Raw genomic sequence first — 25791 nt, forward strand, 5'->3', positions numbered from 1 at the left:
GTCCAGAACCTCATGTCCAGAACCTTGCGTTCAGAAGCTCATGCTCAGAACCTCGAGTGGCCCCTCCGCCGAGTTACCGGTAAGCGGGTAATTTCGCTAGACTGTCGGCTTTTGTCGTCAGGCGTATTTCTATGAGTATCGGTGATCTCATTCGCCTTCTCGGCGATGGTCGTTATCACTCGGGCCAGCAGCTAGGCGAGCGCCTCGGTGTATCGAGAACGGCGGTCTGGAAGCAGCTCAAGAAGCTCGAGGCGATGGACCTGCCGCTGGAGGCGGTCAAAGGGCGCGGATACCGTCTGGTCAACTCTCTGGAGTCTCTGGATGGCGCCAGCATCGTATCGCAGCTACCTGCCGAACCGCGCCGGCATCTCAAGCGGCTTTTTGTCGAGGACGTGCTCGACTCCACCAATACCTTCCTGCGTGAACGCTTCCGTCATGGCGCTGGCCACGGAGAAGTCTGTCTGGCGGAAAGCCAGACGGCGGGACGAGGTCGACGAGGCAAGGCATGGAATACCCATTGGGGAGGGAGCCTGATTCTCTCCATGGGGTGGCGGTTCGACGCCGGGGTCGCAGCGCTGGAAGGTCTCAGCCTGGCCGTCGGGGTGCTGCTGGCCGAAGTCATCGAAGCCGCAGGCGGCGAAGTCGCATTGAAATGGCCCAATGACGTTCTGGTTGCCATCGATGGCGAATGGCGCAAGCTCGCCGGCATCCTGCTCGAGGTAACCGGCGATGTTGAAGGGCCTTGCGAGGTGGTCATCGGTATCGGGGTCAACATCTCTCTGAGCGACGCGGTCAGAGAGGCTGCAGGGCAGCCTGTAGGCGCCCTGGCAGACGTGATAGAGGCGCCGTCTCGCAACCATGTGGCTGCCTCCCTGATCGAATCTCTGCTGACGATGCTGCCTCGGTTCGAGCAACACGGTTTCGGTGCCTGGCAGGCTGAATGGAATCGTCGCCATGCTTATGTCGGTAGCACCATTCGCGTCCACCAGGGCAACGCTTCCTATGCGGCCGTGGCCGGCGAGGTAGATGGGAATGGCAATCTCATCGTGATGACGAATGGCGGCAAGCGTACCCTGACCGGCGGAGAGATCAGCATCCGTCCGGATTGACGAATCCAGGCTGCCGCCCTTGGATCGTCCGTTCGCAGCGGATGAGACGGCTGAAAAGAGCGACTTCGAGCTTGCATTCGGTGTTTTGCTTTGACACAATGCGCCCCGCTTTGAGCGCAAGGCCATCGGTCAGCAGTTCTGTTATTGCAGCAAAAACAGATGCTTGACATCGATGCAAGGCAGTGTAAAATCTGCCGCCGGTATGGAGAGGTTCCCGAGTGGCCAAAGGGAGCAGACTGTAAATCTGCCGCGAAAGCTTCGAAGGTTCGAATCCTTCCCTCTCCACCACAGTTTCACCGGTCTGTCTCGGCAAGCCGGAGTCAGAGCGGGTAGGCGGGTATAGTTCAATGGTAGAACCTCAGCCTTCCAAGCTGATGGTGTGGGTTCGATTCCCACTACCCGCTCCAACTGTGTTGATGATGATTCAGGCTCATGTAGCTCAGGGGTAGAGCACACCCTTGGTAAGGGTGAGGTCGACGGTTCAATTCCGTCCATGAGCTCCATTATCGATCTTCGGTTTGATGCGTGAAGGCGAGCTTTGGCTCGCTTTTTTGATGGCAAAAGAAAATGTTGTGGCGGGATTGCATTGTCCGGCACTTCTTCGCTATCATAGCGCCCTCCTAATTTCCGGGTGATTCTCGGATGTGTAGTTGCAGGCCAGTAGCTCAATTGGCAGAGCAGCGGTCTCCAAAACCGCAGGTTGGGGGTTCGATTCCCTCCTGGCCTGCCAGTCTTCCCCAGGCTGGCTTGTCTTGATATCTTGTCTTGTTCGGTTATCGCGCCTTGAGTTGAGGAGTTTTCATGAAGCACAACGCCGAGGTGCAGGAGCCACGCTACGACACCCCTAAATGGATCGTCGTGGTGTTGCTGCTGGCAGTCGCGGTTGGCGGCAATGCCTGGTTTGCGGATCAAGCGTTGCTGTATCGCGTGCTGGGCGTCGTTGTCATTTGCGGCATTGCTGCAGCGATCGCGTTGACCACTACGAAAGGGCAGGCACTGATGGAGCTTGCGCGCGGTTCCAAGCGCGAGATTCAGCGTGTCGTCTGGCCGACTCGACAAGAGACTATCCAGACGACGCTGATCGTGTTGGCGGCCGTTCTGGTTGTGGGTCTGTTGCTGTGGCTTATCGATACCGTCCTCGGTTGGGCGATGTCCGGAATCATTGGCTAGGAGTTTTCATGTCCAAGCGTTGGTACGTCGTTCACGCTTATTCCGGTTTTGAGAAGCAGGTGATGCGTTCGTTGATCGAGCGGGTCAAGCTTTACGGTGTCGAGGATCAGTTCGGTGACATTCTGGTGCCGACCGAGGAAGTCGTCGAGATGCGTGACGGCAAGCGCCGCAAGAGCGAGCGCAAGTTCTATCCCGGCTATGTGCTGGTCGAGATGGAAATGAACGAACAGACCTGGCACATGGTCAATGAAACGCCGCGTGTCATGGGGTTCATCGGCGGTACGCCGGAGAAGCCCGCTGCGATCACCCAGAAAGAAGCAGATGCGATTCTGCGTCGTGTTCAGGACGGTACCGACAAGCCTCGTCCCAAGACACTCTTCGAGCCAGGCGAGACCGTGCGTGTCGTCGACGGCCCCTTCGCCGACTTCAATGGCGTCGTGGAAGAGGTCAATTATGAAAAGAGCCGTCTTCAGGTCAGCGTGCTGATCTTCGGACGCTCGACGCCGGTCGAACTGGAGTTTATCCAGGTGGTCAAGGACTGATCGGCGTAAAAGCAGGAATTCACCGCAGTGCCTCCGGGTGCTGCGTTATCGTTGCCGGTCGAATGCCGGCTGAACAGGGGAGCCGCAAGGCGTCCGTACCCGACTGGAGTTGAAAATGGCTAAGAAAGTCCAGGCCTACATCAAGCTGCAAGTGGCAGCCGGTAAGGCCAATCCGAGTCCGCCCGTGGGCCCAGCGCTGGGTCAGCACGGCGTCAACATCATGGAATTCTGCAAGTCGTTCAACGCGGCGACTCAGGAAATCGAGCCGGGTCTGCCGACGCCGGTCGTGATCACCGTCTACAGCGACCGCAGCTTCACCTTCGTCACCAAGACGCCGCCGGCGGCGGTGCTGCTGAAGAAGGCTGCCGGTATCAAATCCGGTTCCGGCGTGCCGAACAAGACCAAGGTTGGCACCGTGACTCGCGAGCAGCTCGAAGAGATCGCCAAGACCAAGGAGCCCGATCTGACGGCTGCCAGTCTTGACGCCGCCGTTCGTACCATTGCTGGCAGTGCTCGCAGCATGGGCCTCAACGTGGAGGGCCTCTGATCATGGCAAAACTGACGAAACGCGCTCAGATGATTCGCGAGAAAGTCGAGCCGGGCAAGGTCTACACGCTGGAAGAAGCCGTCGCGCTGCTTTCCGAGGTGTCCACCGTCAAGTTCAAGGAGGCTCTCGAAGTCTCTATCAACTTGGGTGTCGATCCGCGTAAATCCGACCAGGTCGTGCGCGGTGCTACCGTGCTGCCGAACGGTACGGGTCGTGACGTCCGCGTCGCCGTGTTCGCCCAGGGTGCTGCTGCTGACGCCGCCAAGGAAGCCGGTGCCGACATCGTTGGCATGGAAGATCTGGCCGATGACGTCAAGAAAGGCAACATGAATTTCGACGTTGTCGTTGCTGCACCGGACGCCATGCGTGTGGTCGGCCAGCTCGGTCAGATCCTGGGTCCGCGCGGCCTGATGCCGAACCCGAAGGTCGGTACCGTGACGCCGGACGTGGCGACCGCGGTCAAGAACGCCAAGGCGGGTCAGGTTCGCTTCCGTACCGACAAGAACGGCATCATCCATGCCTCTATCGGCAAGGTGGATTTTCCGGCCGAAGCGCTGCGTGGCAACCTTGAAGCGCTGGTCAACGACCTCAAGCGTCTCAAGCCGAGCACGTCCAAAGGCATTTATCTCAAGAAGTTGACCCTGTCCAGTACCATGGGCCCGGGTCTGACCGTCGACCATAGCGCTTACGCTTGATTGGCGGTAACCAGGCAATAACTTTGCGGTCCCCGTGTACTGTTTCGACAGTCCTGCAGTCTGTCTCGACAGCTTGGGGCGGGGCACCGTCAAAGACCGCAGGTGTCGACGCAAGCCGTCGACTTAATGCTCTGTAAAGGGGCCTGCGCAGATGGTGTTGCTCGCCGGTTCAGGTGTGCAGCCATCATCCAAGACTTTCACCGCAGTCGGGTGGAAGAGATGGTAATCACCGGGTCGCGACGTCGTCGCCCCGGCACGAAGGAGTAACCACTGTGCCACTAGCACTCGAAGGCAAAAAAGCGATTGTTGCCGAGGTCAGTGAAGCCGCTAAGGACGCTCTTTCCGTCGTAGTTGCCGATTCTCGTGGTGTGACCGTTAGCGCAATGACCGATCTGCGCAAACAGGCACGCGAGAATGGCGTCCAGATTCGTGTTGTTCGCAACACGCTGGCACGCCGAGCGCTGTCAGGGACTTCATGGGAGTGCCTGAACGAGACTTTCGCAGGCCCGACGCTGTTGGCCTTCTCCTACGAGCACCCCGGCGCTGCCGCGCGGCTGTTCAAGGAGTTCGGCAAAACGCAGAAGGAATTCGAAGTCAAGGCGCTGGCTTACGAAGGGGAGATGATCCCGGCTGCTGATATCGACCGTCTGGCAACCCTGCCGACTTACGATGAAGCGATCGCCAAGCTGATGTCCGTCATGAAGGAAGCTTCTGCCGGCAAGCTGGTTCGTACTCTTGCAGCAGTTCGCGATCAAAAGCAGGACGAAGCTGCCTGATAGGTGGCCTGCTTTCGCAGACTGAGTCGACGTTTGAATCAACGAGCACTTGGCCGATTCCGGTCGGGGCTCCGCAAAGTTTAGGAATCTGAAAATGGCACTTTCTCAAGAAGATATCATCAACGCCGTTGCCGAAATGTCCGTGATGGAAGTTGCGGAACTGGTTTCTGCAATGGAAGAAAAGTTCGGCGTTTCTGCGGCGGCTGCTGTCGTTGCCGGTCCTGGTGGCGGCGGTGAAGCTGCTGCTGAAGAACAGACTGAATTCTCCGTGGTTCTGACCGCTGCCGGTGACAAGAAAGTCAACGTCATCAAGGTCGTCCGTGAGATCACCGGTCTGGGCCTGAAAGAAGCCAAAGGTGCCGTTGACGGCGCTCCGGCGACTATCAAGGAAGGTCTGTCCAAGGACGATGCCGAAGAAGCCAAGAAGAAGCTGGAAGAAGCTGGCGCTTCTGTGGAGCTCAAGTAACTCTGTGCTCACGGCTTCACGCGCTGCGTAAGCGCCACGGCTGGTGGCGGGCCTACCCGCTGCCGGCCTTTTTCTGTTTTTGCTAGCCTGGCGTTAGTACGCCTGACTCGGGGTCGACCTCCCGGGTTCAGGATTGTTGCCACTAGACGAATTCCGACGGCGAGCTCCCTCTTTCGGGAGGCTTGCCGTCAGCGCCTAACGGGGGTAGCCCGCGTTAGGGGAGCGCCGACCACGCACCGGTCACCCATGGTGAACAAGCTGGGGAATACAGATGGCTTACTCATACACTGAGAAAAAACGCATCCGCAAGGATTTCGGCAAACTGCCTCAAGTAATGGATGTGCCCTACCTGCTGGCCATCCAGCTTGATTCCTACTACGACTTTCTCCAGCAGGACCGGGCGCCGGAAGAGCGTCTCGAGACCGGTCTCCATGCGGCTTTCAAGTCCGTATTTCCGATCGAGAGCTTCTCGGGTAATGCGGCGCTCGAGTATGTCAGTTACCGCTTTGGCACGCCGGCTTTCGACGTCAAGGAGTGTCAGCTCCGTGGCGTGACCTACTCTGCACCGCTGCGCGTCAAGGTACGCCTGATCATCTACGACAAAGAGTCGTCGAACAAGGCTATCAAGGACATCAAGGAGCAGGAAGTCTACATGGGGGAAATCCCCCTGATGACCGAGAACGGTACCTTCGTCGTCAATGGTACCGAGCGTGTCATCGTGTCTCAGCTCCACCGCTCGCCGGGCGTGTTCTTCGATCATGACAAGGGCAAGAGCCACTCCTCCGGGAAGCTGCTCTATTCCGCGCGTATCATTCCTTACCGCGGCTCCTGGCTGGATTTCGAGTTCGACCCGAAAGACAACGTCTTCGTGCGTATCGACCGTCGCCGCAAGCTGCCGGCGACCGTCCTGATGCGCGCGTTGGGCATGAATGCCGAAGAGATTCTCGATACCTTCTTCGATACCAGCACGTTCCATATCGAAAGCGAAGGCATCTTCGTCGAGCTGGTGCCGTCGCGGTTGCGTGGTGAAACCGCGACCTTCGACATCAAGGACAACGACGGCAACGTCATCGTCGAAGAAGGCCGTCGAATTACCCAGAAGCACATCCGTCAGCTGGAAAGTGCCGGACTCGAGCGGCTAAAGGTGCCGATGGATTACCTGTTCGGCAAGACGCTGGCCAAGGATCAGATCGACGCCAATACGGGCGAGCTGATCTGCGAGTGCAACAGCGAGCTGACGCCGGATCTGCTGGAGAAGCTGGGGCAGGGCGGTGTCACCAAGCTGGAAACGCTCTACACCAACGATCTCGACGCCGGTTCGTTCATCTCCGATACGCTGAAGGTGGATTCGACCCGCTCTGGACTGGAAGCGCTGGTCGAGATCTATCGCATGATGCGTCCCGGCGAGCCGCCGACCAAGGAAGCGGCCGAGACGCTGTTCCACAACCTGTTCTTCTCCGAAGATCGCTACGACCTGTCGGGCGTTGGCCGGATGAAGTTCAATCGCCGTCTGCGTCGTGAAGGCGATACCGGTTCCGGTGTGCTCGACAATCAGGACATCCTCGATGTCCTGAAAGAGCTGATCAATATCCGTAACGGTTTCGGTGAAGTCGACGATATCGACCACCTGGGCAACCGCCGCATCCGCTGCGTCGGCGAGATGGCGGAAAATCAGTTCCGCGTCGGCCTGGTGCGCGTCGAACGTGCGGTCAAGGAACGTCTCTCCATGGCGGAGAGCGAAGGCCTGATGCCGCAGGATCTGATCAATGCCAAGCCGGTAGCGGCCGCGGTCAAGGAGTTCTTCGGCTCCTCGCAGCTGTCCCAGTTCATGGACCAGAACAACCCGCTGTCGGAAGTGACGCACAAGCGTCGTGTCTCCGCGCTTGGGCCGGGCGGTCTGACCCGTGAGCGTGCCGGCTTCGAGGTGCGCGACGTTCACGCCACGCACTATGGCAGGTTGTGCCCGATCGAAACGCCGGAAGGCCCGAACATCGGTCTGATCAACTCGCTGGCGACCTACTCCAAGACCAACAGCTACGGCTTCCTCGAGACGCCGTACCGCAAGGTCGTGGATCGCCAGCTGACCGACGAGATCGTGCACCTGTCGGCGATCGAGGAAGGCGACTTCATCATCGCCCAGGCTTCGGCAACGGTCGACGAGAGCAACAAGCTGATCGACGACCTGGTCCAGGTCCGCCACAAGGGTGAAACCACCTTCATGGCGCCGGACAAGGTCACGCTGATGGACGTGTCGCCGCGTCAGGTCGTTTCCGTGGCTGCCGCGTTGATCCCGTTCCTCGAGCACGATGACGCCAACCGCGCCCTGATGGGGTCGAACATGCAGCGTCAGGCGGTGCCGACCCTGCGTGCCGACAAGCCACTCGTGGGTACCGGCATGGAGCGTTTCGTCGCCCGTGACTCCGGCGTCTGCGCCGTGGCTCGTCGGGGTGGCGTGATCGACTCCGTCGATGCCAAGCGTATCGTCGTGCGTATCGATGAGGACGAGATCATCGGCGGTGAAGCTGGCGTCGATATCTACAATCTGACCAAGTACGTGCGTTCGAACCAGAACACCTGCCAGAACCAGCGCCCCATCGTGCGCCCGGGCGACAAGGTGGCGCGTGGCGATATTCTCGCCGACGGTCCGTCCGTCGACATGGGTGACCTGGCGCTGGGTCAGAACATGCGTCTCGCGTTCATGCCGTGGAATGGCTACAACTTCGAGGACTCCATCCTCGTCTCCGAGCGTGTGGTCGAGGATGATCGATTCACCACGATCCACATCCAGGAACTGACCTGTGTCTCTCGTGACACCAAGCTGGGCGCGGAGGAGATCACCTCCGACATCCCCAACGTGGGCGAGTCGGCACTGGGCAAGCTGGACGAGGCGGGCGTCGTCTACATCGGTGCCGAAGTGGGCGCGGGCGATATCCTGGTCGGTAAGGTGACGCCGAAGGGCGAAACCCAGCTGACACCGGAAGAGAAACTCCTGCGTGCGATCTTCGGTGAGAAGGCGTCCGACGTTAAGGACACCTCGCTACGGGCGCCGACCGGCATCCGCGGTACCATCATCGACGTTCAGGTGTTCACTCGCGACGGCGTGGAGAAGGATTCGCGTGCACTGTCCATCGAGCAGCAGCAGCTCGACGAAGTGCGCCGCGACCTCCAGGAAACTTACCGTATCGCCGAGGAAGCCACGTTCGAGCGCCTCAAGCGCACGCTGGATGGTCAGGCGGTTCACGGCGGTCCGAAGCTGAAGAAAGGCGACGTGCTGAGCGAGGACTACCTCGACGAGCTGCCGCGCCAGCAGTGGTTCAAGCTGCGCATGCAGGACGAGGCCGTCAACGAGCTGCTGGCTCAGGCCGACGAGCAGCTGGAAAATCGTCGCAAGGAGATGGACGAGCGTTTCGAAGACAAGAAACGCAAGCTCACTCAGGGTGACGATCTGGCCCCGGGCGTGCTCAAGATCGTCAAGGTCTACCTGGCGGTCAAGCGTCGCATCCAGCCGGGTGACAAGATGGCCGGTCGCCACGGTAACAAGGGTGTCATTTCCGCGATCATGCCGATCGAGGACATGCCGTTCGACGACAACGGTCAGCCGGTCGACGTGGTGCTCAACCCGCTGGGCGTGCCGTCGCGCATGAACGTCGGTCAGATCCTCGAGACCCACCTGGGCATGGCGGCCCACGGTCTCGGCGTCAAGATCGATCGGATGCTGCGTGATGCGCGCGAACAGCAGGTCGGCGAGATTCGCGGTTTCCTCAAGCAGGTCTACAACACCGAGGAAACGCGTCAGGAAGACATCGACTCGCTGACCGATGACGAGATCATCACGCTGGCCAAGAACCTGCGCGGCGGTGTACCCATCGCGACGCCGGTGTTCGACGGCGCCAAGGAGCACGAGATCAAGCATCTGCTGCGGCTCGCCGATCTGCCGGATTCCGGCCAGATGACGCTCTACGACGGGCGTACCGGTGAATCGTTCGATCGTCCGGTGACCGTGGGCTACATGTACATGCTCAAGCTCAACCACTTGGTCGACGACAAGATGCACGCGCGTTCCACCGGCTCTTACTCGCTCGTCACGCAGCAGCCGCTGGGTGGTAAGGCGCAGTTCGGCGGACAGCGCTTCGGTGAGATGGAAGTGTGGGCACTCGAGGCGTACGGCGCCGCCTACACCCTGCAGGAGATGCTCACCGTTAAGTCGGATGACGTCGAAGGTCGTACCAAGATGTACAAGAGCATCGTGGACGGCGACCACACCATGCAGGCCGGTATGCCGGAATCCTTCAATGTGCTGGTGAAGGAGATCCGCTCGCTGGGTATCGACATCGAATTGGAAAGCTAAGACCGGCACAGTCGATCGATAGCGACGGTTTGCGGGGCGAGCGAGTGATTCGCGGCCCCGCTCATGACAACTCCGCAACGGAGCGATCCCATGAAAGATTTGGTGAAAGTCCTCAAGTCACAGGCGCAATCTGACGAGTTCGAGGCGATCAAGATCACGCTCGCCTCGCCGGAAATGATTCGCTCCTGGTCATACGGCGAAGTCAAGAAGCCCGAGACCATCAACTACCGTACGTTCAAACCTGAACGTGACGGACTTTTCTGCGCCAAGATCTTCGGGCCGGTCAAGGATTACGAGTGCTTGTGCGGCAAGTACAAGCGCATGAAACATCGCGGCATCATCTGCGAGAAGTGTGGCGTCGAAGTGACCAAGGCGGCGGTTCGCCGTGAGCGCATGGGCCACATCGAACTGGCCTCGCCGGTCGCGCACATCTGGTTTTTGAAGTCGCTGCCGTCACGCATCGGCATGTTCCTGGACATGACCCTGCGTGATATCGAGCGCGTGCTCTATTTCGAATCGTTCGTGGTGATCGATCCGGGCATGACCACCCTCGAGCGTGGCCAGCTGCTCAATGACGAGCAGTACTTCGAGGCGCTGGAAGAGTTCGGCGACGACTTCGACGCGCGCATGGGCGCCGAAGCCGTGCAGGCGTTGCTCAAGGACATCGATCTGGAAGAAGAGATCGATCGGCTGCGTGAAGAGATTCCGCAGACCAACTCCGAGACCAAGATCAAGAAGCTCTCCAAGCGCCTCAAGCTGCTGGAGGCCTTCTACAAGTCCGGCAATGCGCCGGCGTGGATGGTCATGGAAGTGCTGCCGGTGCTGCCACCGGATCTGCGCCCGCTGGTGCCGCTGGACGGTGGCCGTTTCGCGACCTCGGATCTCAACGATCTGTACCGTCGCGTGATCAACCGCAACAACCGTCTCAAGCGCCTGCTCGACCTCAATGCGCCGGACATCATCGTGCGCAACGAGAAGCGCATGCTGCAGGAGTCGGTCGATGCGCTGCTCGACAACGGTCGTCGCGGTCGCGCCATCACCGGTTCCAACAAGCGTCCGCTGAAGTCGCTGGCCGACATGATCAAGGGCAAGCAGGGGCGTTTCCGTCAGAACCTGCTGGGCAAGCGTGTCGACTACTCCGGTCGTTCGGTCATCACCGTCGGTCCGACCCTGCGTCTGCATCAGTGCGGTCTGCCCAAGAAGATGGCACTCGAGCTGTTCAAGCCGTTCATCTACTCCAAGCTGCAGGGCAGCGGTCAGGCGTCCACGATCAAGGCCGCCAAGAAGATGGTCGAGCGGGAACTGCCGGAAGTGTGGGATATCCTCGCCGATGTCATCCGCGAGCATCCGGTCCTGCTCAACCGCGCGCCGACGCTGCACCGCCTGGGTATTCAGGCGTTCGAGCCGCTGCTGATCGAAGGCAAGGCGATTCAGCTGCATCCGTTGGTCTGTGCGGCCTACAACGCCGACTTCGACGGTGACCAGATGGCCGTTCACGTACCGCTGACGCTGGAATCCCAGCTCGAAGCGCGTGCGCTGATGATGTCGACCAACAACGTGCTGTCGCCGGCCAACGGCGAGCCGATCATCGTGCCGTCCCAGGACGTCGTGCTGGGTCTCTATTACATGACCCGCGAGCGCATCAACGCCAAGGGTGAAGGCAAGGCCTTCGCCAACCTCAACGAGCTGGACCGCGCATTCGCGACCCATAACGTGGCGCTGCATGCCCGGGTCAAGGTGCGCCTGACCGAGTGGCTGTCCGACGAGAAGGACGGCGAGGTGACCGAACTGACCGAGACGACCTCGATCAAGGAAACCACGGTCGGTCGTGCGCTGCTGTTCCGCATTCTGCCGAAGGGCATGCCCTTCGAGCTCGTCGATCGTCCGATGAAGAAAAAGGCGATCTCCGGGCTGATCAACGAGGTCTATCGTCGTACCGGTCTCAAGGACGCGGTGATCTTCGCCGACCAGCTGATGTACACCGGCTTCCGTCTGGCGACGTGGTCAGGCGCCTCCATTGGCGTCAACGACTTCGTCATCCCTGACGCCAAGGCCGAGATCGTCGATGCGGCCGAGGACGAGGTCAAGGAGATCGAGGACCAGTTCTCCTCCGGTCTGGTGACCGCGGGCGAGAAGTACAATAAGGTCATCGATATCTGGTCCAAGGCCAACGACAAGGTCGCCAAGGCGATGATGGCCGGGATCTCGAAAGAGACCGTGGTCGATCGCGATGGCAACGAAGTCGAGCAGGACTCGTTCAACAGCGTCTTCATCATGGCGGATTCCGGCGCCCGTGGTAGTGCGGCCCAGATTCGTCAGCTGGCCGGCATGCGTGGCCTGATGGCCAAGCCGGATGGCTCGATCATCGAGACGCCGATCACCGCCAACTTCCGTGAAGGTCTGAACGTACTCCAGTACTTCATCTCCACACACGGGGCGCGTAAGGGTCTGGCGGATACGGCACTCAAGACTGCCAACTCCGGTTACCTGACACGCCGCCTGGTCGACGTGGCGCAGGATCTGGTCATCACCGAAGAGGATTGCGGCACCGATCGCGGTCTGACCCTGCATCCGGTGATCGAAGGCGGCGATGTCATCGTGTCACTGGCGCAGCGCGTGCTGGGCCGCGTCGTGGCACAGGACGTCATCGATCCGCAGACCGAGGATGTCCTGATTCCTCGCGGCACGCTGCTTGACGAAGCCTGGTGCGAGGAACTCGACACCATGGGTGTCGACGAGATCGTCATGCGTAGCCCGATCAGTTGCGAAACGGCTCATGGCGTCTGCGCCTCCTGCTACGGTCGCGATCTGGCCCGCGGGCACCAGGCCAACATCGGTGAAGCGGTCGGCGTCATCGCCGCCCAGTCCATCGGTGAGCCGGGTACCCAGCTGACCATGCGTACGTTCCACATCGGTGGCGCGGCATCGCGTGCGTCTGCCGTCGACAGCGTCCAGGTCAAGCACGGTGGTAGTGTTCGACTGCACAACATCAAGTCGGTCGAGCGCGCCGATGGCAAGCTGATCGTGGTGTCTCGCTCGAGCGCCCTGGCCGTCGCCGACGACCATGGCCGCGAGCGCGAGTACTACAAGCTGCCCTATGGTGCCGAGCTGTCTGTCAAGGACGGCGATCACGTCGAAGGCGGTCAGGTGGTGGCGAAGTGGGATCCGCACACCCACCCGGTCGTCGCCGAAGTTCAGGGCAAGGCGCAGTTCACGGACATGACCGAAGGTCTGACCATGACGCGCACCGTCGACGAGATGACCGGTCTGTCGAACATCGAGGTGATCGAGTCGGCGGCGCGTCCGGCCTCTGGTCGCGACAAGCGACCGATGATCATGCTGGTGGGCGAAGACGGTCAGCACGTGACGCTGCCGGGCTCCAACACGCCGGTTCAGTACCTGATGCCGGGTCGTGCCATCGTGGCGGCGGAGAACGGTACCGAGATCGGTGTCGGTGAAGTCATCGCCCGTATTCCGCTGGAAGCGTCCGGCAACAAGGACATTACCGGTGGTCTGCCGCGCGTTGCCGATCTGTTCGAAGCGCGCAAGCCGAAAGAGCCGTCCATCCTCGCCGAGATCAGCGGTACGATCAGCTTCGGCAAGGAGACCAAGGGCAAGCGTCGTCTGACGATCACGCCGGAAGAAGGCGATCCGTTGGAAATGCTGATCCCGAAATGGCGCCAGATCGGGGTGTTCGAAGGCGAAACGGTCGAGAAGGGCGAGGTCATCTCCGACGGTCCGAGCAACCCGCACGATATCCTGCGCTTGCTGGGTGTGGCGGAACTGGCCAAGTACATCACCGTCGAGATCCAGGACGTCTATCGTCTGCAGGGCGTCAGCATCAACGACAAGCACATCGAAGTCATCGTGCGTCAGATGCTGCGCAAGGTCGAGATCACCGATTCCGGCGATTCGACGTTCATTCCGGGCGATCAGGTCGAACTGGTTCGGGTGCTCGAGGAAAATGCCCGTCTCGAGCAGGAAGAGAAATTCCCGGCCAAGTACGAGCGTCTGCTGCTGGGTATCACCAAGGCATCGTTGGCGACCGAGTCGTTCATCTCCGCGGCATCGTTCCAGGAGACGACGCGCGTACTGACCGAAGCTGCGGTGACCGGCAAGCGTGACTATCTGCGCGGTCTGAAGGAAAACGTGGTGGTGGGGCGTCTGATCCCGGCCGGTACCGGCCTTGCCCATCACGACGAGCGGCGTCGCAAGCGCGAAGAGTCCGAGCGCACGCTGCAGCCGTCGGCATTCGATGTCGAGCAGGAGCTGGGCGCCCAGCTCACCGCGCTCGACGCCGATGACGACGATCTGTAAGTCGTGATCCCGGCCACCTGCCTCTCGGGGTGGGTGGCCTTGACGGGTCTCATGACAACTGATTAGAATGCGCAGCCTTTATGTAGGGGAGGTGCAACCGATCGATGTACCGGTCCGTGCACATCGTTCCCGGCATGAGGCAAGGCAACCCAATGGAGTCAGCTAAAGACTATGGCAACGATTAACCAGCTCGTGCGCAAGCCGCGCAAGCGCCCCGTCGAGACTAGCGACGTGCCGGCGCTGCAGGCCTGCCCACAACGCCGTGGGGTCTGTACCCGCGTCTACACCACTACGCCCAAGAAGCCGAACTCGGCGCTGCGTAAGGTGTGTCGTGTGCGTCTGACCAACGGTTTTGAAGTCAGTTCTTACATCGGCGGTGAAGGCCACAACCTGCAGGAGCACTCCGTGGTCCTGATTCGTGGCGGCCGCGTCAAGGATTTGCCGGGTGTGCGTTATCACACCGTTCGTGGCGCCCTTGACACCTCCGGTGTCCAGAATCGTCGTCAAGGCCGTTCCAAGTACGGCACCAAGCGTCCCAAGTCCTGATCCGGGCGCTTTCCATATTCATTATCGGTCAGATAAGAGTAAGGTCGGCCCTTCTCGCTCGCTAGCGACAAGTGGTGCCGGGTTTACCTGAACGACCCTTAACTAGAGGGCTTATCATGCCAAGAAGAAGAGTCGCCGCTAAGCGCGAGATCCTTCCCGATCCCAAATTCGGAAGCGAGCGCCTGGCCAAGTTCATGAACCATCTGATGGTCAGCGGCAAGAAGTCCATAGCCGAGCGCATCGTTTACGGCGCGTTGGACAGGGTTGCCGAGCGCAGTAACGAAGCGCCGCTGGACATCTTCGACAAGTCGCTGGAAGCCATTCAACCGATGGTCGAGGTCAAGTCGCGACGTGTCGGTGGTGCGACGTACCAGGTTCCGGTCGAAGTTCGCCCGTCACGCCGTCAGGCGTTGGCCATGCGCTGGCTGGTCGACGCCGCGCGCGGCCGTGGCGAGAAGACCATGGTGCAACGTCTTGCTGGCGAGATGCTGGATGCCGCCGAAGGCAAGGGTGCTGCTGTGAAGAAGCGTGAAGACGTGCACCGCATGGCAGATGCCAACAAGGCCTTCTCTCACTACCGCTTCTAATCAACGGGGACTTCCATCGTGGCACGAAAGACACCACTCAAGCGTTATCGCAATATCGGTATCGTTGCCCACGTCGACGCTGGTAAGACGACCACTACCGAGCGTGTCCTGTTCTATACCGGTCTGTCCCACAAGGTGGGCGAGGTTCATGAAGGTGCTGCCGTCATGGACTGGATGGAGCAGGAGCAGGAGCGTGGCATCACGATCACCTCCGCTGCGACTACCTGCTTCTGGCAGGGCATGAACAAGCAGTTCGACGAGCACCGTATCAACATCATCGATACCCCGGGACACGTCGACTTCACCATCGAAGTCGAGCGTTCTCTGCGTGTTCTGGATGGTGCGGTCGTCGTGCTGTGCGGCTCTTCCGGCGTGCAGCCGCAGACAGAGACCGTCTGGCGTCAGGCCAACAAGTACGAAGTTCCGCGCATGGTGTTCGTCAACAAGATGGACCGTGCCGGCGCCGACTTCTTCATGGTGATCGATCAGCTCAAGGATCGCCTGGGCGCCAACGTCGTTCCGATCCAGATCAACTGGGGCGCGGAAGACGAGTTCAAGGGCGTCATCGACCTGATTCAGATGAAGGCGATCGTCTGGGACGAAGAGAACTTCGGCATGAACTACGAGTTGGCTGATATCCCGGCCGACCTGCAGGAAACCGCTGAAAAGTATCGCGAGCAGATGGTCGAAGCTGCGGCCGAAGCCAACGAAGAGCTGATGGACAAGTACCTCGAAGGGGTCGAGCTCTCCGAAGCGGAAATCAAGGCTGGCCTGCGTGCCCGTACACTGGCCAACGAGATCGTTCTCGTGACCTGTGGTTCGGCGTTCAAGAACAAGGGCGTACAGGCCGTTCTGGACTGCGTCATCGAGTACCTGCCGTCGCCCACCGAGGTCAAGGCGATCGAAGGTGAGCTGGATGACAAGGACGGTACCGTTGCGACGCGTGAAGCCGACGACAGTGCGCCGTTCTCGGCACTGGCGTTCAAGATTGCGACCGACCCGTTCGTCGGTACGCTGACCTTCATGCGCGTCTACTCCGGCGTTCTGAAATCCGGTGACAGCATCTTCAACTCCGTGAAGTCGAAGAAAGAGCGTGTCGGTCGTATCGTTCAGATGCACGCCAACTCGCGTGAAGAGATCAAGGAAGTTTACGCTGGCGATATCGCGGCGTGCATCGGCCTGAAGGACGTCACGACGGGTGACACGCTGTGCGATCTGAACGACAAGATCGTGCTCGAGCGCATGGAGTTTCCGGAGCCGGTCATTTCCGTCGCCGTCGAGCCTAAGTCCAAGCCCGATCAGGAAAAGATGGGTGTCGCGCTCGGCAAGCTGGCGCAGGAAGATCCGTCTTTCCGTGTCCAGACCGACGAAGAGACCGGTCAGACCATCATCTCGGGCATGGGCGAGTTGCACCTCGATATCCTGGTCGACCGCATGCGTCGCGAGTTCAAGGTCGAGGCCAACATCGGCAAGCCGCAGGTTGCCTACCGCGAGACCATCCGCAGCAAGGTCGAGCAGGAAGGCAAGTTCGTCCGCCAGTCAGGTGGTCGCGGTCAGTACGGTCACGTCTGGTTGCGCATTGAACCGCTGACGGCCGAAGACAAGGGCGAGGACGAGGAGATGACCTTCAAGTTCGCGTCCGAGATCGTCGGTGGCGCCGTGCCGAAAGAGTACGTGCCGGCCGTCGAAAAAGGGGCTTACGAGCAGCTCAAGAACGGCGTTATCGCGGGTTACCCGATGATCGACGTCAAGGTCACGCTGTTCGACGGTTCCTACCACGACGTGGACTCCAACGAGACTGCGTTCAAGGTCGCCTCTTCCATGGCGATCAAAGAAGGTGCTCGTAAGGCCAAGGCCGTGTTGCTCGAGCCGGTGATGAAGGTCGAAGTCGTGACTCCCGAGGATTTCATGGGCGATGTCATGGGCGATCTCAACCGCCGTCGTGGCCTTGTGCAGGGCATGGATGACTCCACTTCTGGCAAGATCATCCGCGCCACGGTTCCGTTGGCTGAGATGTTCGGTTATGCAACCGATCTGCGTTCTCAGACCCAGGGACGCGCAAGCTACACCATGGAGTTTGCGGATTACGAAGAGGCACCATCCAGCGTCGTTGATGCCGTCATCAATCAGAACGGTTAACCGTTAGCTAACGTAAAGAGGTTATAGCAGTGGCTAAGGCAAAATTTGAACGCTCCAAACCGCACGTCAACGTCGGCACCATCGGTCACGTCGACCACGGTAAAACGACCCTGACGGCAGCGCTGACTCGTGTTTCCGCCGAAGTCTTCGGTGGCGAATGGCGTCAGTTCGACACGATCGACAACGCTCCGGAAGAGCGCGAGCGCGGTATCACCATCGCGACCGCTCACGTCGAGTACCAGTCCGAAGTTCGCCATTACGCGCACGTCGACTGCCCGGGTCACGCTGACTACGTCAAGAACATGATCACCGGTGCTGCCCAGATGGACGGCGCTATCCTGGTCTGTTCCGCCGCTGACGGCCCGATGCCGCAGACGCGCGAGCACATCCTGCTGTCTCGTCAGGTCGGCGTTCCGTACATCGTCGTGTTCCTGAACAAGGCTGACATGGTCGATGACGAAGAGCTGCTCGAGCTGGTCGAGATGGAAGTCCGCGAACTCCTGAGCGAGTACGACTTCCCGGGCGACGACACCCCGATCATCATCGGCTCCGCGCTGATGGCGCTGGAAGGCAAGGATGACAACGGCATGGGTACTACCGCCGTTGCCAACCTGATCAAGTCTCTGGACGAGTACATTCCGGAGCCGGAGCGCGCTATCGATCAGCCGTTCCTGATGCCGATCGAAGACGTGTTCTCCATCTCGGGTCGCGGTACCGTGGTAACGGGTCGTGTCGAGCGTGGCATCGTCAAGACTGGCGACGAAGTCGAAATCGTCGGTATTCACGACACCACCAAGACGATCGTCACTGGCGTCGAGATGTTCCGTAAGCTGCTCGACGAAGGTCGTGCTGGCGAGAACGTGGGCGCGCTGCTGCGTGGTACCAAGCGTGATGACGTCGAGCGTGGTCAGGTTCTGGCCAAGCCGGGCACCATCAAGCCGCACACCAAGTTCGAAGCCGAAGTCTACGTTCTGTCCAAGGAAGAAGGTGGTCGTCATACGCCGTTCTTCAAGGGCTATCGTCCGCAGTTCTACTTCCGTACCACCGACGTTACCGGTACTTGTGAACTGCCGGAAGGCGTCGAGATGGTCATGCCGGGCGACAATGTCCAGATGATCGTGACGCTGATCGCGCCGATCGCCATGGAAGACGGCCTGCGCTTCGCGATCCGCGAAGGTGGTCGTACCGTTGGTGCCGGTGTCGTTGCCAAGATCATCGAATAATCTTTTCGATGCTTGCTAAAGAAGGGGCGCTCACGCGCCCCTTTTTCTGTATGGATTCGACAGCCCTTGATGGAGAGTGTGTTTGACTCTCGATCGGGGCTCTCCTATAATGCGCGTCCTTTGAACGCGTGGGTCGACGGCTCGCGCCGTCAGCATCCAGTGGAGCATAAGGTAAATGCAGAACCAGAAGATTCGCATTCGGCTGAAAGCGTTCGACCATCGGCTGATCGATCAGTCGGCCCAGGAAATCGTGGATACTGCCAAGCGCACTGGCGCTCAGGTGCGTGGTCCGATTCCGCTGCCGACCAATCGCGAGCGTTACACCATCCTGATCTCTCCGCACGTCAACAAGGACGCGCGTGATCAGTATGAGATTCGCACGCACAAGCGCGTTCTCGACATCGTCGAGCCGACGGAAAAGACCGTCGACGCGCTGATGAAACTCGATCTGGCCGCTGGCGTAGACGTGCAGATCAAACTCGACTGAAACTAACACTAGACACTAGCGGGCGCCGAGTTCAACGGTATCCGCCGCGTCGTGAGACGCCACACAATGTGCTAGTGGAATGCTCTGGAAAGGGCAGCCATAGCGGGTGATAGCCCCGTACACTAAAGGAGACTGAACATGACGATCGGTTTAGTCGGTAAGAAGGCGGGCATGACCCGTGTCTTCACCGAAGATGGCGCATCCGTGCCCGTAACCGTTATTGAGGTTGAGCCCAACCGCATCGCTGGCGTCAAGACTCTAGAGTCCGACGGCTACCGAGCGGTCCAGGTGACAACTGGCTCCCGCAAAGCCAAGCACCTCTCCAAGGCGATTGCTGGTCAATACGCCAAGGCGGGTGTCGAGGCAGGCCGTTCCCTGATGGAGTTCCGTCTGGCAGAAGACGATGAGACTCCGGAAGTTGGCGGTTCCTTCACCGTATCCCTCTTTGAAGCTGGTCAGAAAGTTGATGTGACCGGTACCTCCAAAGGTAAAGGCTTCCAGGGCGCTGTTAAGCGCTGGAATTTCCGTACCCAGGACAATACCCACGGCAACTCGCTTTCTCACCGTGCGCCAGGCTCCATTGGCCAGTGCCAGACTCCAGGTCGCGTTTTCAAAGGCAAGAAAATGGCCGGTCAGATGGGTAACGAGCGCGTCACCGTCCAGACCCTGGAAGTGGTGCGTATCGATACCGAGCGCAATCTGCTGTTGATCAAGGGCGCCGTGCCCGGTGCACCCGGCAGCAATGTCGTTGTGCGCAGTGCCGTGAAAGCTCGCTGAGGGGACTGAGACCGATGAATCTGAATCTCGTAGGTGCTGCAGGCACCGTCGAAGTCTCCGAAGAGACTTTCGGCAAAGACTTCAACGAAGCGCTGGTGCACCAGGTGGTTACCGCCTATCTGGCGGCAGGCCGCCAGGGTACCCGCGCTCAGAAGAACCGCTCCGACGTACGTGGCGGTGGCAAGAAGCCGTGGCGCCAGAAGGGTACCGGTCGTGCGCGTGCCGGCACCATCCGCTCGCCGCTGTGGCGTAGTGGTGGCGTGACGTTCGCCGCTCGTCCGCAGGACTACACGCAGAAGGTCAACCGCAAGATGTACCGTGCGGCCATGCGTTCCATCCTGTCCGAGCTGGTTCGCCAGGAGCGCCTGGTGCTGGTCGAGGAGTTCGTCGTCGAGACCTCCAAGACCAAGCAGCTGGTCGGCAAGCTGAAGGAGCTGGAGCTCGAGAAAGTGCTGATCGTCACGGAAGAGATCGACGAGAAGCTCTATCTGGCAGCACGCAACATTCCCAACGTTCACGTCGTTGATGCTGCGGCCGCCGATCCGGTCAGTCTGATTGCCTTGGACAAGGTGCTGATGACCGTCTCCGCTCTGCGTAAATTCGAGGAGAAGCTGGGATGAACCAGGAACGCGTATATAAGGTTCTGCTCGGACCTCACATGACCGAGAAGGCCGCTCACGCCGCTGAGAACAATCAGTACGTGTTCAAGGTGGCCCAGGATGCGACCAAGCCCGAGATCAAGAAAGCCGTCGAAGCGCTGTTTGGCAAGAAAGTTGCCGGCGTTCAGGTGCTCAATGTCAAGGGTAAGGTCAAACGCACTCGCTTCGGTACTGGTCTGCGCAAGGGTTACCGCAAGGCGTATGTGACCCTGGCTGCGGGCGAGACGCTCGAAGACTTCTCTGGCGCCGAGTAAGGCAGGAGTACGGATCATGGCAGTAGTCAAGACAAAACCCACGTCCGCCGGTCGTCGTCACGTCGTCAAAGTGGTCAACGACGAGCTCTTCAAGGGCCGCGCTTACGGCGCGCTTGTCGAGAAGCAGTCCAAGTCGGGTGGGCGTAACAACAATGGCCGTATCACCACGCGTCATATCGGTGGTGGCCATCGTCAGCATTATCGTTTGATCGATTTCAAGCGCATCAAGGATGGCATCAAGGCCACCGTCGAGCGCATCGAATACGATCCGAACCGTAGCGCCAACATTGCGCTGCTGAAGTACATGGACGGCGAGCGTCGTTACATCATCGCGCCCAAGGCCGTCAAGGTCGGCGACGTGGTGGAGTCCGGTGTCAACGCCGCCATCAAGCGTGGCAACGCGCTGCCGCTGCGCAACATCCCGGTCGGTTCCACGGTGCACTGCATCGAACTGAAGCCGGGCAAGGGTGCGCAGATCGCGCGTAGTGCCGGTGCCAGCGCTCAGCTGGTGGCTCGTGAAGGCAACTATGCAACGCTGCGTCTGCGCTCCGGCGAGATGCGTCGCGTGCTGTCCGAATGCCGCGCTACATTGGGCGAAGTCGGTAACTCTGAGCACAGCCTGCGTCAATTGGGCAAGGCCGGTGCGAAACGTTGGAGAGGGGTGCGCCCGACTGTTCGCGGTGTCGCAATGAACCCGGTGGATCACCCGCACGGTGGCGGTGAAGGCCGTACCAGTGGCGGCCGTCACCCGGTCAGCCCGTGGGGGATTCCCACCAAGGGCCACAAGACCCGCAAGAACAAGCGTACCGACAAGCTCATCGTTCGTCGCCGCAAGTCCAAGTAACAGACATTAAGAGGTAACGGCTGTGCCACGTTCACTGAAGAAAGGTCCTTTTATCGACCTTCATCTGTTGAAGAAGGTCGACGTCGCAACGGAAAAGAACGATCGCAAACCGATCAAGACCTGGTCGCGTCGTTCGATGATCCTGCCGAATATGGTCGGGCTCACCATTGCGGTACATAACGGTCGCCAGCATGTCCCGGTGCATGTCTCCGAGGAAATGGTCGGCCACAAGTTGGGCGAGTTCGCTGCCACCCGCACGTATCGCGGTCATGCAGCGGACAAGAAAGCCAAACGGTAAGCCAAGAGGAATAAGAGATGGAAGTCGCTGCTAAGTTGCGTGGCGCGAGCTTATCCGCCCAGAAGGCCCGTTTGGTGGCTGACCAGGTGCGCGGTAAGCCGGTCGCCGAAGCGCTCGACGTGCTGACCTTCTCACCGAAGAAGGCCGCCAAGTTGGTCAAGAAGGTGCTGCAGTCCGCGATCGCCAATGCGGAAGAAAACAACGGCATGGACATCGACGAGCTGCGTGTCTCGACCATCTGTGTCGATGAGGGCATGACGCTCAAGCGCATTCAACCGCGCGCCAAAGGCCGTGCGGATCGCATTCTGAAGCGCACCTGCCACATCACCGTCAAGGTAGCCGAGAAGTAGGAGTCGACCAGATGGGTCAGAAAGTCAATCCAATCGGTATCCGATTGGGCATCGTCAAGGATCACACCTCGGTCTGGTATGCCGAGCGTGGAGCCTATGCCGACAAGCTGAACAGCGATCTGGAAGTGCGTAGCTTTCTGGAGCAGCGTTTGAAAAACGCTTCCGTGAGCCGCATTACCATCGAACGTCCGGCCAACAACGCCCGTATTACCATTCACACTGCCCGTCCGGGCATCGTGATCGGCAAGAAGGGTGAGGACGTCGATCGCCTGCGCCAGGACGTCACCCGCATGATGGGTGTGCCGGTGCACGTCAACATCGAAGAAGTCCGCAAGCCGGAACTGGATGCCGCCCTGGTCGCGCAGAATATCGCCGGTCAGCTGGAGCGTCGGGTGATGTTCCGTCGTGCCATGAAGCGCGCCGTCCAGAACGCCATGCGTCTGGGCGCCGGCGGCATCAAGGTGCAGCTCTCCGGTCGTCTGGGTGGTGCCGAGATCGCACGTACCGAATGGTATCGCGAAGGTCGCGTGCCGCTTCATACGTTGCGTGCCGACATCGATTACGCCACTTATGAAGCCCACACCACCTACGGCGTCATCGGCGTCAAGGTATGGGTCTTCAAGGGCGAAATCCTCGGGGGCATCGAAGAGGTGCGTGCCAAGCAGAAGCAGCAGGCTCAGGCACCCGCACCGAAGAAGAAAGGTTCCAGGTAAGGGGAGACTGATCGATGTTGCAACCCAAGCGTACAAAGTTCCGCAAGGTGCAGAAAGGTCGTAACCGCGGCCTGGCGCATCGCGGCAGCAAGGTGAGCTTCGGGGACTTCGGTCTCAAAGCTACCGATCGCGGCCGTATTACTGCACGTCAGATCGAAGCGGGTCGTCGTGCAATTACCCGTCACGTCAAGCGTGGTGGCAAGATCTGGATCCGCGTATTCCCGGACAAGCCGATTACCAACAAGCCTCTCGAGGTTCGTATGGGTAAGGGTAAAGGTTCCGTCGAGTACTGGGTGGCCCAGATTCAGCCGGGCAGGGTGCTTTACGAGATCGAAGGTGTCTCCGAGGAGCTGGCGCGTGAAGCCTTCTCCCTGGCGGCCCAGAAAATGCCCATCTCCACCACCTTTGTGAAACGGACGGTGATGTGATGAAAGCCAACGAAATGCGTGAAAAGTCAGTCGATGCGCTGCAGGAGCAGCTTTTCGAACTGCTCCGCGAGCAGTTCAACCTGCGCATGCAGAAGGCCACCGGCCAGCTGAGCCAGACGCATCTGCTGAAGCAGGTTCGTCGCGACATCGCTCGCGTCAAGACTGTGCTCAACCAGAAGTCAGGTGACCAATGATGGCTGAAGCAAGCAAAGCACGTACGCTCACCGGCAGGGTGGTGAGCGACAAGATGGAAAAGTCGATTGTCGTATTGATCGAGCGCCGTGAGCGTCATCCGATCTACGGCAAGTACATGAAGCGCTCCACCAAGCTGCACGCCCACGACGAGTCGAATCAGGCCAAGGCCGGCGATCTGGTTTCCATTCAGGAATGCCGTCCGCTGTCCAAGAAGAAGGCCTGGACGTTGGTCGAGGTGGTCGAGCAGGCCAAGGGCTGAGCCCGACAGGCGCCTTCTGAACCAGTGCAGTCAGATTAGGTTTGGAGAAAACCAATGATTCAGACGCAGACAATGCTGGATGTCGCGGATAACAGCGGCGCGCGCCGGGTGCAGTGCATCAAGGTGCTGGGCGGTTCACACCGCCGTTACGCTCGCGTTGGCGACATCATTAAAGTGACGGTCAAAGAAGCCATCCCGCGGGGCAAGGTCAAGAAAGGCCAGGTCCTCAAGGCGGTGGTCGTGCGTACGCGTAGCGGTGTCCGTCGTAACGACGGTTCGCTGATTCGCTTCGATGGAAATGCGGCGGTTCTGTTGAATAACACCAACGAACAGCCGATCGGTACCCGTATCTTCGGACCGGTAACTCGTGAACTGCGTAACGAGAAGTTCATGAAGATCATTTCCTTGGCGCCCGAAGTGCTGTAAGGAGCGAGGCGGATATGCACAAGATCAAACGTGACGACGAAGTCATCGTCATCGCCGGCAAGGACAAGGGCAAGCGTGGCACGATCAAGCGCGTTCTCGAAAACGACCGCTATGTCGTTTCGGGCGTGAACATGATCAAGCGCCACACCAAGCCCAATCCTATGGCTGGCAACCCGGGGGGTATCGTCGAGCGTGAGGCTCCGATCCATGCGTCCAATGTAGCCATCTTCAACGCGGAAACCGGCAAAGCGGATCGCGTCGGCTTTCAGCTACAGGATGACGGTACCAAGGTACGTATCTACAAGTCGACGCAGAAGCAGATCGACGCCTAACGCGAGTCGGGTAGCAAAATGGCGAACTTGAAAGAACGTTATCAAAACGAAGTCATGGCTCAGCTCAAAGAGCAGTTCAGCTATGCCAACGTTATGCAGGTGCCCCGGATCACGAAGGTGACGCTGAACATGGGCATCGGCGAAGCGACCAGCGACAAAAAGCTGATCGACAACGCCATCGGCGACCTGGAGAAGCTCTCCGGTCAGAAGCCGGTGGTAACCAAGGCGCGCAAGTCCATCGCAGGCTTCAAAGTCCGCGAAGGCTGGCCGATTGGCGTCAAGGTGACGCTGCGCCGCGAGAGGATGTGGGAATTTCTGGATCGGCTGGTCAACATCGCGATTCCTCGCGTACGTGACTTCCGCGGTCTGAACCCGAAATCCTTCGACGGCCGTGGTAACTACTCCATGGGCGTACGTGAGCAGATCATCTTCCCGGAGATCGAATATGATAAGATCGACCGGATTCGGGGTCTGGATGTCACCATCACGACCAGCGCCATCACCGACGAAGAAGGTCGTGCGCTTCTCAGCGCGCTGAACTTCCCGTTCAAGCAATAAGGGTGGATTCATGGCAAAGAAAAGCATGATTGAGCGTGAGCTCAAGCGCGCGAAGCTGGTCGACAAATACGCCGCCAAGCGTACCGCGCTCAAAGCCGTCATTTATGACGTCAACGCTTCTGATGAAGAGCGCTTTGACGCTCAGCTGAAGCTGCAGCAGTTGCCGCGGGACTCCAGTCAGGTCCGTCAGCGCAATCGCTGCCGCATTACCGGTCGTCCGCACGGTTACTACAACAAGTTCGGACTGGCCCGTAACAAGCTGCGCGAAGCTGCCATGCGTGGCGATGTCCCTGGGCTGAAGAAGTCCAGCTGGTAAGCCACGTCGAGGAATTCAGGAGCGCAATGTAATGAGCATGCAAGACACTCTAGCGGATATGTTTACTCGTATTCGCAATGCGCAGATGGCCACCAAGGAGACGGTTACCATGCCGTCTTCCAAGCTCAAGATTGAAGTGGCCCGCGTACTCAAGCAGGAAGGCTATATCACCGATATCGCGGTCACCGAAGGCGCCAAGCCTGAGCTGACCGTGACCCTCAAGTATTTCGAGGGCAAGCCGGTTATCGAGCACATCCAGCGTATGTCCAAGCCGTCACTGCGGATCTACAAGGGCAAAGGTGAACTGCCCAAGGTCGCGGACGGTCTGGGTGTGGCGATCGTCACCACCTCCCAAGGTGTCATGACCGATCGTGCCGCACGCCAGGCGGGTGTCGGTGGTGAAGTCATCTGCACCGTATTCTAGGAGTGA

The 25791-nt window shown here is 59.6% G+C and carries 29 protein-coding genes and 4 tRNA genes; all 33 read left to right on the top strand.

Annotated features, from left to right (window positions below; all coding sequences use genetic code 11):
• The first annotated feature begins 131 nt into the window (after positions 1 to 131).
• The 33 genes from DOM36_RS18195 to rpsH all read left to right on the top strand — a co-directional run bounded on the left by DOM36_RS18195 (position 132) and on the right by rpsH (position 25785).
• Positions 132 to 1109, top strand: a complete 978-nt coding sequence (locus DOM36_RS18195) for a biotin--[acetyl-CoA-carboxylase] ligase (RefSeq protein WP_110643962.1) — start codon at positions 132 to 134, stop codon at positions 1107 to 1109.
• Between the two features lie 204 nt (positions 1110 to 1313).
• Positions 1314 to 1397, top strand: a tRNA-Tyr gene (locus DOM36_RS18200).
• 45 nt (positions 1398 to 1442) lie between these two features.
• Positions 1443 to 1516 (top strand) — tRNA-Gly (locus tag DOM36_RS18205).
• Positions 1517 to 1537: 21 nt separating this feature from the next.
• Positions 1538 to 1612 (top strand) — tRNA-Thr (locus DOM36_RS18210).
• 151 nt (positions 1613 to 1763) lie between these two features.
• Positions 1764 to 1839, top strand: a tRNA-Trp gene (locus tag DOM36_RS18215).
• A 71-nt stretch (positions 1840 to 1910) separates the two neighbouring features.
• The gene (secE, locus tag DOM36_RS18220) at positions 1911 to 2279 is read left to right on the top strand and encodes a preprotein translocase subunit SecE (protein ID WP_075571404.1); all 369 of its coding nucleotides are present in this window, start codon (positions 1911 to 1913) and stop codon (positions 2277 to 2279) included.
• An 8-nt stretch (positions 2280 to 2287) separates the two neighbouring features.
• Positions 2288 to 2821, top strand: coding sequence for a transcription termination/antitermination protein NusG (gene nusG, locus DOM36_RS18225; RefSeq protein ID WP_075571403.1), 534 nt, complete (start codon positions 2288 to 2290; stop codon positions 2819 to 2821).
• A 115-nt stretch (positions 2822 to 2936) separates the two neighbouring features.
• Complete coding sequence (gene rplK / locus DOM36_RS18230) at positions 2937 to 3368, top strand: 50S ribosomal protein L11 (protein ID WP_075571402.1); 432 nt, start codon at positions 2937 to 2939, stop codon at positions 3366 to 3368.
• A gap of 2 nt (positions 3369 to 3370) precedes the next feature.
• Complete coding sequence (gene rplA / locus DOM36_RS18235; protein ID WP_075571401.1) at positions 3371 to 4063, top strand: 50S ribosomal protein L1; 693 nt, start codon at positions 3371 to 3373, stop codon at positions 4061 to 4063.
• 272 nt (positions 4064 to 4335) lie between these two features.
• Positions 4336 to 4839 carry a 50S ribosomal protein L10 gene (rplJ, locus tag DOM36_RS18240; protein WP_075571400.1) on the top strand — a complete coding sequence of 168 codons (504 nt, stop codon included), beginning with the start codon at positions 4336 to 4338 and terminating at the stop codon, positions 4837 to 4839.
• Positions 4840 to 4933: 94 nt separating this feature from the next.
• Positions 4934 to 5305, top strand: coding sequence for a 50S ribosomal protein L7/L12 (gene rplL / locus DOM36_RS18245; protein WP_075571399.1), 372 nt, complete (start codon positions 4934 to 4936; stop codon positions 5303 to 5305).
• 271 nt (positions 5306 to 5576) lie between these two features.
• Entirely contained in the window at positions 5577 to 9653 is a 4077-nt protein-coding gene (gene rpoB, locus DOM36_RS18250) for a DNA-directed RNA polymerase subunit beta (protein WP_110643963.1), read from the top strand.
• Positions 9654 to 9743: 90 nt separating this feature from the next.
• On the top strand, positions 9744 to 13970 hold the full coding sequence (gene rpoC, locus DOM36_RS18255; protein WP_110643964.1) for a DNA-directed RNA polymerase subunit beta': 4227 nt from the start codon (positions 9744 to 9746) through the stop codon (positions 13968 to 13970).
• A 171-nt stretch (positions 13971 to 14141) separates the two neighbouring features.
• Complete coding sequence (gene rpsL, locus DOM36_RS18260; protein ID WP_075571396.1) at positions 14142 to 14516, top strand: 30S ribosomal protein S12; 375 nt, start codon at positions 14142 to 14144, stop codon at positions 14514 to 14516.
• A gap of 116 nt (positions 14517 to 14632) precedes the next feature.
• Positions 14633 to 15103: a 30S ribosomal protein S7 gene (rpsG, locus tag DOM36_RS18265; RefSeq protein ID WP_075571395.1), complete on the top strand. Its 471-nt coding sequence runs from the start codon at positions 14633 to 14635 to the stop codon at positions 15101 to 15103.
• A gap of 18 nt (positions 15104 to 15121) precedes the next feature.
• On the top strand, positions 15122 to 17242 hold the full coding sequence (gene fusA / locus DOM36_RS18270) for an elongation factor G (RefSeq protein ID WP_075571394.1): 2121 nt from the start codon (positions 15122 to 15124) through the stop codon (positions 17240 to 17242).
• A 29-nt stretch (positions 17243 to 17271) separates the two neighbouring features.
• Positions 17272 to 18465: an elongation factor Tu gene (gene tuf, locus DOM36_RS18275; protein ID WP_075571393.1), complete on the top strand. Its 1194-nt coding sequence runs from the start codon at positions 17272 to 17274 to the stop codon at positions 18463 to 18465.
• Positions 18466 to 18640: 175 nt separating this feature from the next.
• Positions 18641 to 18952 carry a 30S ribosomal protein S10 gene (gene rpsJ / locus DOM36_RS18280; RefSeq protein ID WP_035470365.1) on the top strand — a complete coding sequence of 104 codons (312 nt, stop codon included), beginning with the start codon at positions 18641 to 18643 and terminating at the stop codon, positions 18950 to 18952.
• Positions 18953 to 19090: 138 nt separating this feature from the next.
• Positions 19091 to 19729 (top strand): 50S ribosomal protein L3, encoded by a 639-nt coding sequence (gene rplC, locus DOM36_RS18285; protein ID WP_075571392.1) that lies wholly within the window; start codon positions 19091 to 19093, stop codon positions 19727 to 19729.
• Between the two features lie 14 nt (positions 19730 to 19743).
• On the top strand, positions 19744 to 20349 hold the full coding sequence (rplD, locus tag DOM36_RS18290) for a 50S ribosomal protein L4 (RefSeq protein WP_075571391.1): 606 nt from the start codon (positions 19744 to 19746) through the stop codon (positions 20347 to 20349).
• A complete protein-coding gene (gene rplW, locus DOM36_RS18295; RefSeq protein ID WP_075571390.1) occupies positions 20346 to 20642 on the top strand; it encodes a 50S ribosomal protein L23 in 297 nt (98 codons plus the stop codon). The genes rplD and rplW overlap by 4 nt, the downstream gene beginning before the upstream one ends.
• Positions 20643 to 20658: 16 nt before the next feature.
• Positions 20659 to 21486 carry a 50S ribosomal protein L2 gene (gene rplB / locus DOM36_RS18300; protein WP_075571389.1) on the top strand — a complete coding sequence of 276 codons (828 nt, stop codon included), beginning with the start codon at positions 20659 to 20661 and terminating at the stop codon, positions 21484 to 21486.
• A 22-nt stretch (positions 21487 to 21508) separates the two neighbouring features.
• Positions 21509 to 21784 carry a 30S ribosomal protein S19 gene (gene rpsS, locus DOM36_RS18305; protein WP_075563680.1) on the top strand — a complete coding sequence of 92 codons (276 nt, stop codon included), beginning with the start codon at positions 21509 to 21511 and terminating at the stop codon, positions 21782 to 21784.
• 17 nt (positions 21785 to 21801) lie between these two features.
• Positions 21802 to 22134 carry a 50S ribosomal protein L22 gene (rplV, locus tag DOM36_RS18310; RefSeq protein WP_035470378.1) on the top strand — a complete coding sequence of 111 codons (333 nt, stop codon included), beginning with the start codon at positions 21802 to 21804 and terminating at the stop codon, positions 22132 to 22134.
• Positions 22135 to 22145: 11 nt separating this feature from the next.
• On the top strand, positions 22146 to 22847 hold the full coding sequence (rpsC, locus tag DOM36_RS18315; RefSeq protein WP_075571388.1) for a 30S ribosomal protein S3: 702 nt from the start codon (positions 22146 to 22148) through the stop codon (positions 22845 to 22847).
• A 14-nt stretch (positions 22848 to 22861) separates the two neighbouring features.
• Positions 22862 to 23275, top strand: coding sequence for a 50S ribosomal protein L16 (gene rplP / locus DOM36_RS18320; protein ID WP_071230712.1), 414 nt, complete (start codon positions 22862 to 22864; stop codon positions 23273 to 23275).
• Positions 23275 to 23469 carry a 50S ribosomal protein L29 gene (gene rpmC, locus DOM36_RS18325; RefSeq protein WP_075563678.1) on the top strand — a complete coding sequence of 65 codons (195 nt, stop codon included), beginning with the start codon at positions 23275 to 23277 and terminating at the stop codon, positions 23467 to 23469. Before rplP ends, rpmC begins: the two co-directional genes overlap by 1 nt.
• Complete coding sequence (gene rpsQ, locus DOM36_RS18330; protein ID WP_071230714.1) at positions 23469 to 23729, top strand: 30S ribosomal protein S17; 261 nt, start codon at positions 23469 to 23471, stop codon at positions 23727 to 23729. Before rpmC ends, rpsQ begins: the two co-directional genes overlap by 1 nt.
• Positions 23730 to 23783: 54 nt before the next feature.
• Entirely contained in the window at positions 23784 to 24155 is a 372-nt protein-coding gene (gene rplN / locus DOM36_RS18335; RefSeq protein ID WP_075571386.1) for a 50S ribosomal protein L14, read from the top strand.
• 14 nt (positions 24156 to 24169) lie between these two features.
• Positions 24170 to 24487: a 50S ribosomal protein L24 gene (rplX, locus tag DOM36_RS18340; RefSeq protein ID WP_075571385.1), complete on the top strand. Its 318-nt coding sequence runs from the start codon at positions 24170 to 24172 to the stop codon at positions 24485 to 24487.
• 18 nt (positions 24488 to 24505) lie between these two features.
• A complete protein-coding gene (gene rplE, locus DOM36_RS18345; RefSeq protein WP_071230717.1) occupies positions 24506 to 25045 on the top strand; it encodes a 50S ribosomal protein L5 in 540 nt (179 codons plus the stop codon).
• Positions 25046 to 25055: 10 nt separating this feature from the next.
• Positions 25056 to 25361: a 30S ribosomal protein S14 gene (rpsN, locus tag DOM36_RS18350; protein ID WP_075571384.1), complete on the top strand. Its 306-nt coding sequence runs from the start codon at positions 25056 to 25058 to the stop codon at positions 25359 to 25361.
• 31 nt (positions 25362 to 25392) lie between these two features.
• Positions 25393 to 25785 (top strand): 30S ribosomal protein S8, encoded by a 393-nt coding sequence (gene rpsH / locus DOM36_RS18355; protein ID WP_075571383.1) that lies wholly within the window; start codon positions 25393 to 25395, stop codon positions 25783 to 25785.
• Positions 25786 to 25791 lie beyond the last annotated feature (6 nt).

It is taken from the genome of Salinicola sp. CPA57 (genome assembly GCF_003206035.1).
In the GTDB taxonomy this organism is placed as follows: domain Bacteria; phylum Pseudomonadota; class Gammaproteobacteria; order Pseudomonadales; family Halomonadaceae; genus Salinicola; species Salinicola socius.

Excerpts from the sequence above, each read along its gene's own strand:
- DOM36_RS18195 (WP_110643962.1), top strand. The coding sequence starts at position 132 with ATGAGTATCGGTGATCTCATTCGCCTTCTCGGCGATGGTCGTTATCAC.
- secE (WP_075571404.1), top strand. The coding sequence starts at position 1,911 with ATGAAGCACAACGCCGAGGTGCAGGAGCCACGCTACGACACCCCTAAA.
- nusG (WP_075571403.1), top strand. The coding sequence starts at position 2,288 with ATGTCCAAGCGTTGGTACGTCGTTCACGCTTATTCCGGTTTTGAGAAG.
- rplK (WP_075571402.1), top strand. The coding sequence starts at position 2,937 with ATGGCTAAGAAAGTCCAGGCCTACATCAAGCTGCAAGTGGCAGCCGGT.
- rplA (WP_075571401.1), top strand. The coding sequence starts at position 3,371 with ATGGCAAAACTGACGAAACGCGCTCAGATGATTCGCGAGAAAGTCGAG.
- rplL (WP_075571399.1), top strand. The coding sequence starts at position 4,934 with ATGGCACTTTCTCAAGAAGATATCATCAACGCCGTTGCCGAAATGTCC.
- rpoB (WP_110643963.1), top strand. The coding sequence starts at position 5,577 with ATGGCTTACTCATACACTGAGAAAAAACGCATCCGCAAGGATTTCGGC.
- rpoC (WP_110643964.1), top strand. The coding sequence starts at position 9,744 with ATGAAAGATTTGGTGAAAGTCCTCAAGTCACAGGCGCAATCTGACGAG.
- rpsL (WP_075571396.1), top strand. The coding sequence starts at position 14,142 with ATGGCAACGATTAACCAGCTCGTGCGCAAGCCGCGCAAGCGCCCCGTC.
- rpsG (WP_075571395.1), top strand. The coding sequence starts at position 14,633 with ATGCCAAGAAGAAGAGTCGCCGCTAAGCGCGAGATCCTTCCCGATCCC.
- rpsJ (WP_035470365.1), top strand. The coding sequence starts at position 18,641 with ATGCAGAACCAGAAGATTCGCATTCGGCTGAAAGCGTTCGACCATCGG.
- rplC (WP_075571392.1), top strand. The coding sequence starts at position 19,091 with ATGACGATCGGTTTAGTCGGTAAGAAGGCGGGCATGACCCGTGTCTTC.
- rplD (WP_075571391.1), top strand. The coding sequence starts at position 19,744 with ATGAATCTGAATCTCGTAGGTGCTGCAGGCACCGTCGAAGTCTCCGAA.
- rplW (WP_075571390.1), top strand. The coding sequence starts at position 20,346 with ATGAACCAGGAACGCGTATATAAGGTTCTGCTCGGACCTCACATGACC.
- rplB (WP_075571389.1), top strand. The coding sequence starts at position 20,659 with ATGGCAGTAGTCAAGACAAAACCCACGTCCGCCGGTCGTCGTCACGTC.
- rplV (WP_035470378.1), top strand. The coding sequence starts at position 21,802 with ATGGAAGTCGCTGCTAAGTTGCGTGGCGCGAGCTTATCCGCCCAGAAG.
- rpsC (WP_075571388.1), top strand. The coding sequence starts at position 22,146 with ATGGGTCAGAAAGTCAATCCAATCGGTATCCGATTGGGCATCGTCAAG.
- rplP (WP_071230712.1), top strand. The coding sequence starts at position 22,862 with ATGTTGCAACCCAAGCGTACAAAGTTCCGCAAGGTGCAGAAAGGTCGT.
- rpmC (WP_075563678.1), top strand. The coding sequence starts at position 23,275 with ATGAAAGCCAACGAAATGCGTGAAAAGTCAGTCGATGCGCTGCAGGAG.
- rpsQ (WP_071230714.1), top strand. The coding sequence starts at position 23,469 with ATGGCTGAAGCAAGCAAAGCACGTACGCTCACCGGCAGGGTGGTGAGC.
- rplN (WP_075571386.1), top strand. The coding sequence starts at position 23,784 with ATGATTCAGACGCAGACAATGCTGGATGTCGCGGATAACAGCGGCGCG.
- rplX (WP_075571385.1), top strand. The coding sequence starts at position 24,170 with ATGCACAAGATCAAACGTGACGACGAAGTCATCGTCATCGCCGGCAAG.
- rplE (WP_071230717.1), top strand. The coding sequence starts at position 24,506 with ATGGCGAACTTGAAAGAACGTTATCAAAACGAAGTCATGGCTCAGCTC.
- rpsN (WP_075571384.1), top strand. The coding sequence starts at position 25,056 with ATGGCAAAGAAAAGCATGATTGAGCGTGAGCTCAAGCGCGCGAAGCTG.
- rpsH (WP_075571383.1), top strand. The coding sequence starts at position 25,393 with ATGAGCATGCAAGACACTCTAGCGGATATGTTTACTCGTATTCGCAAT.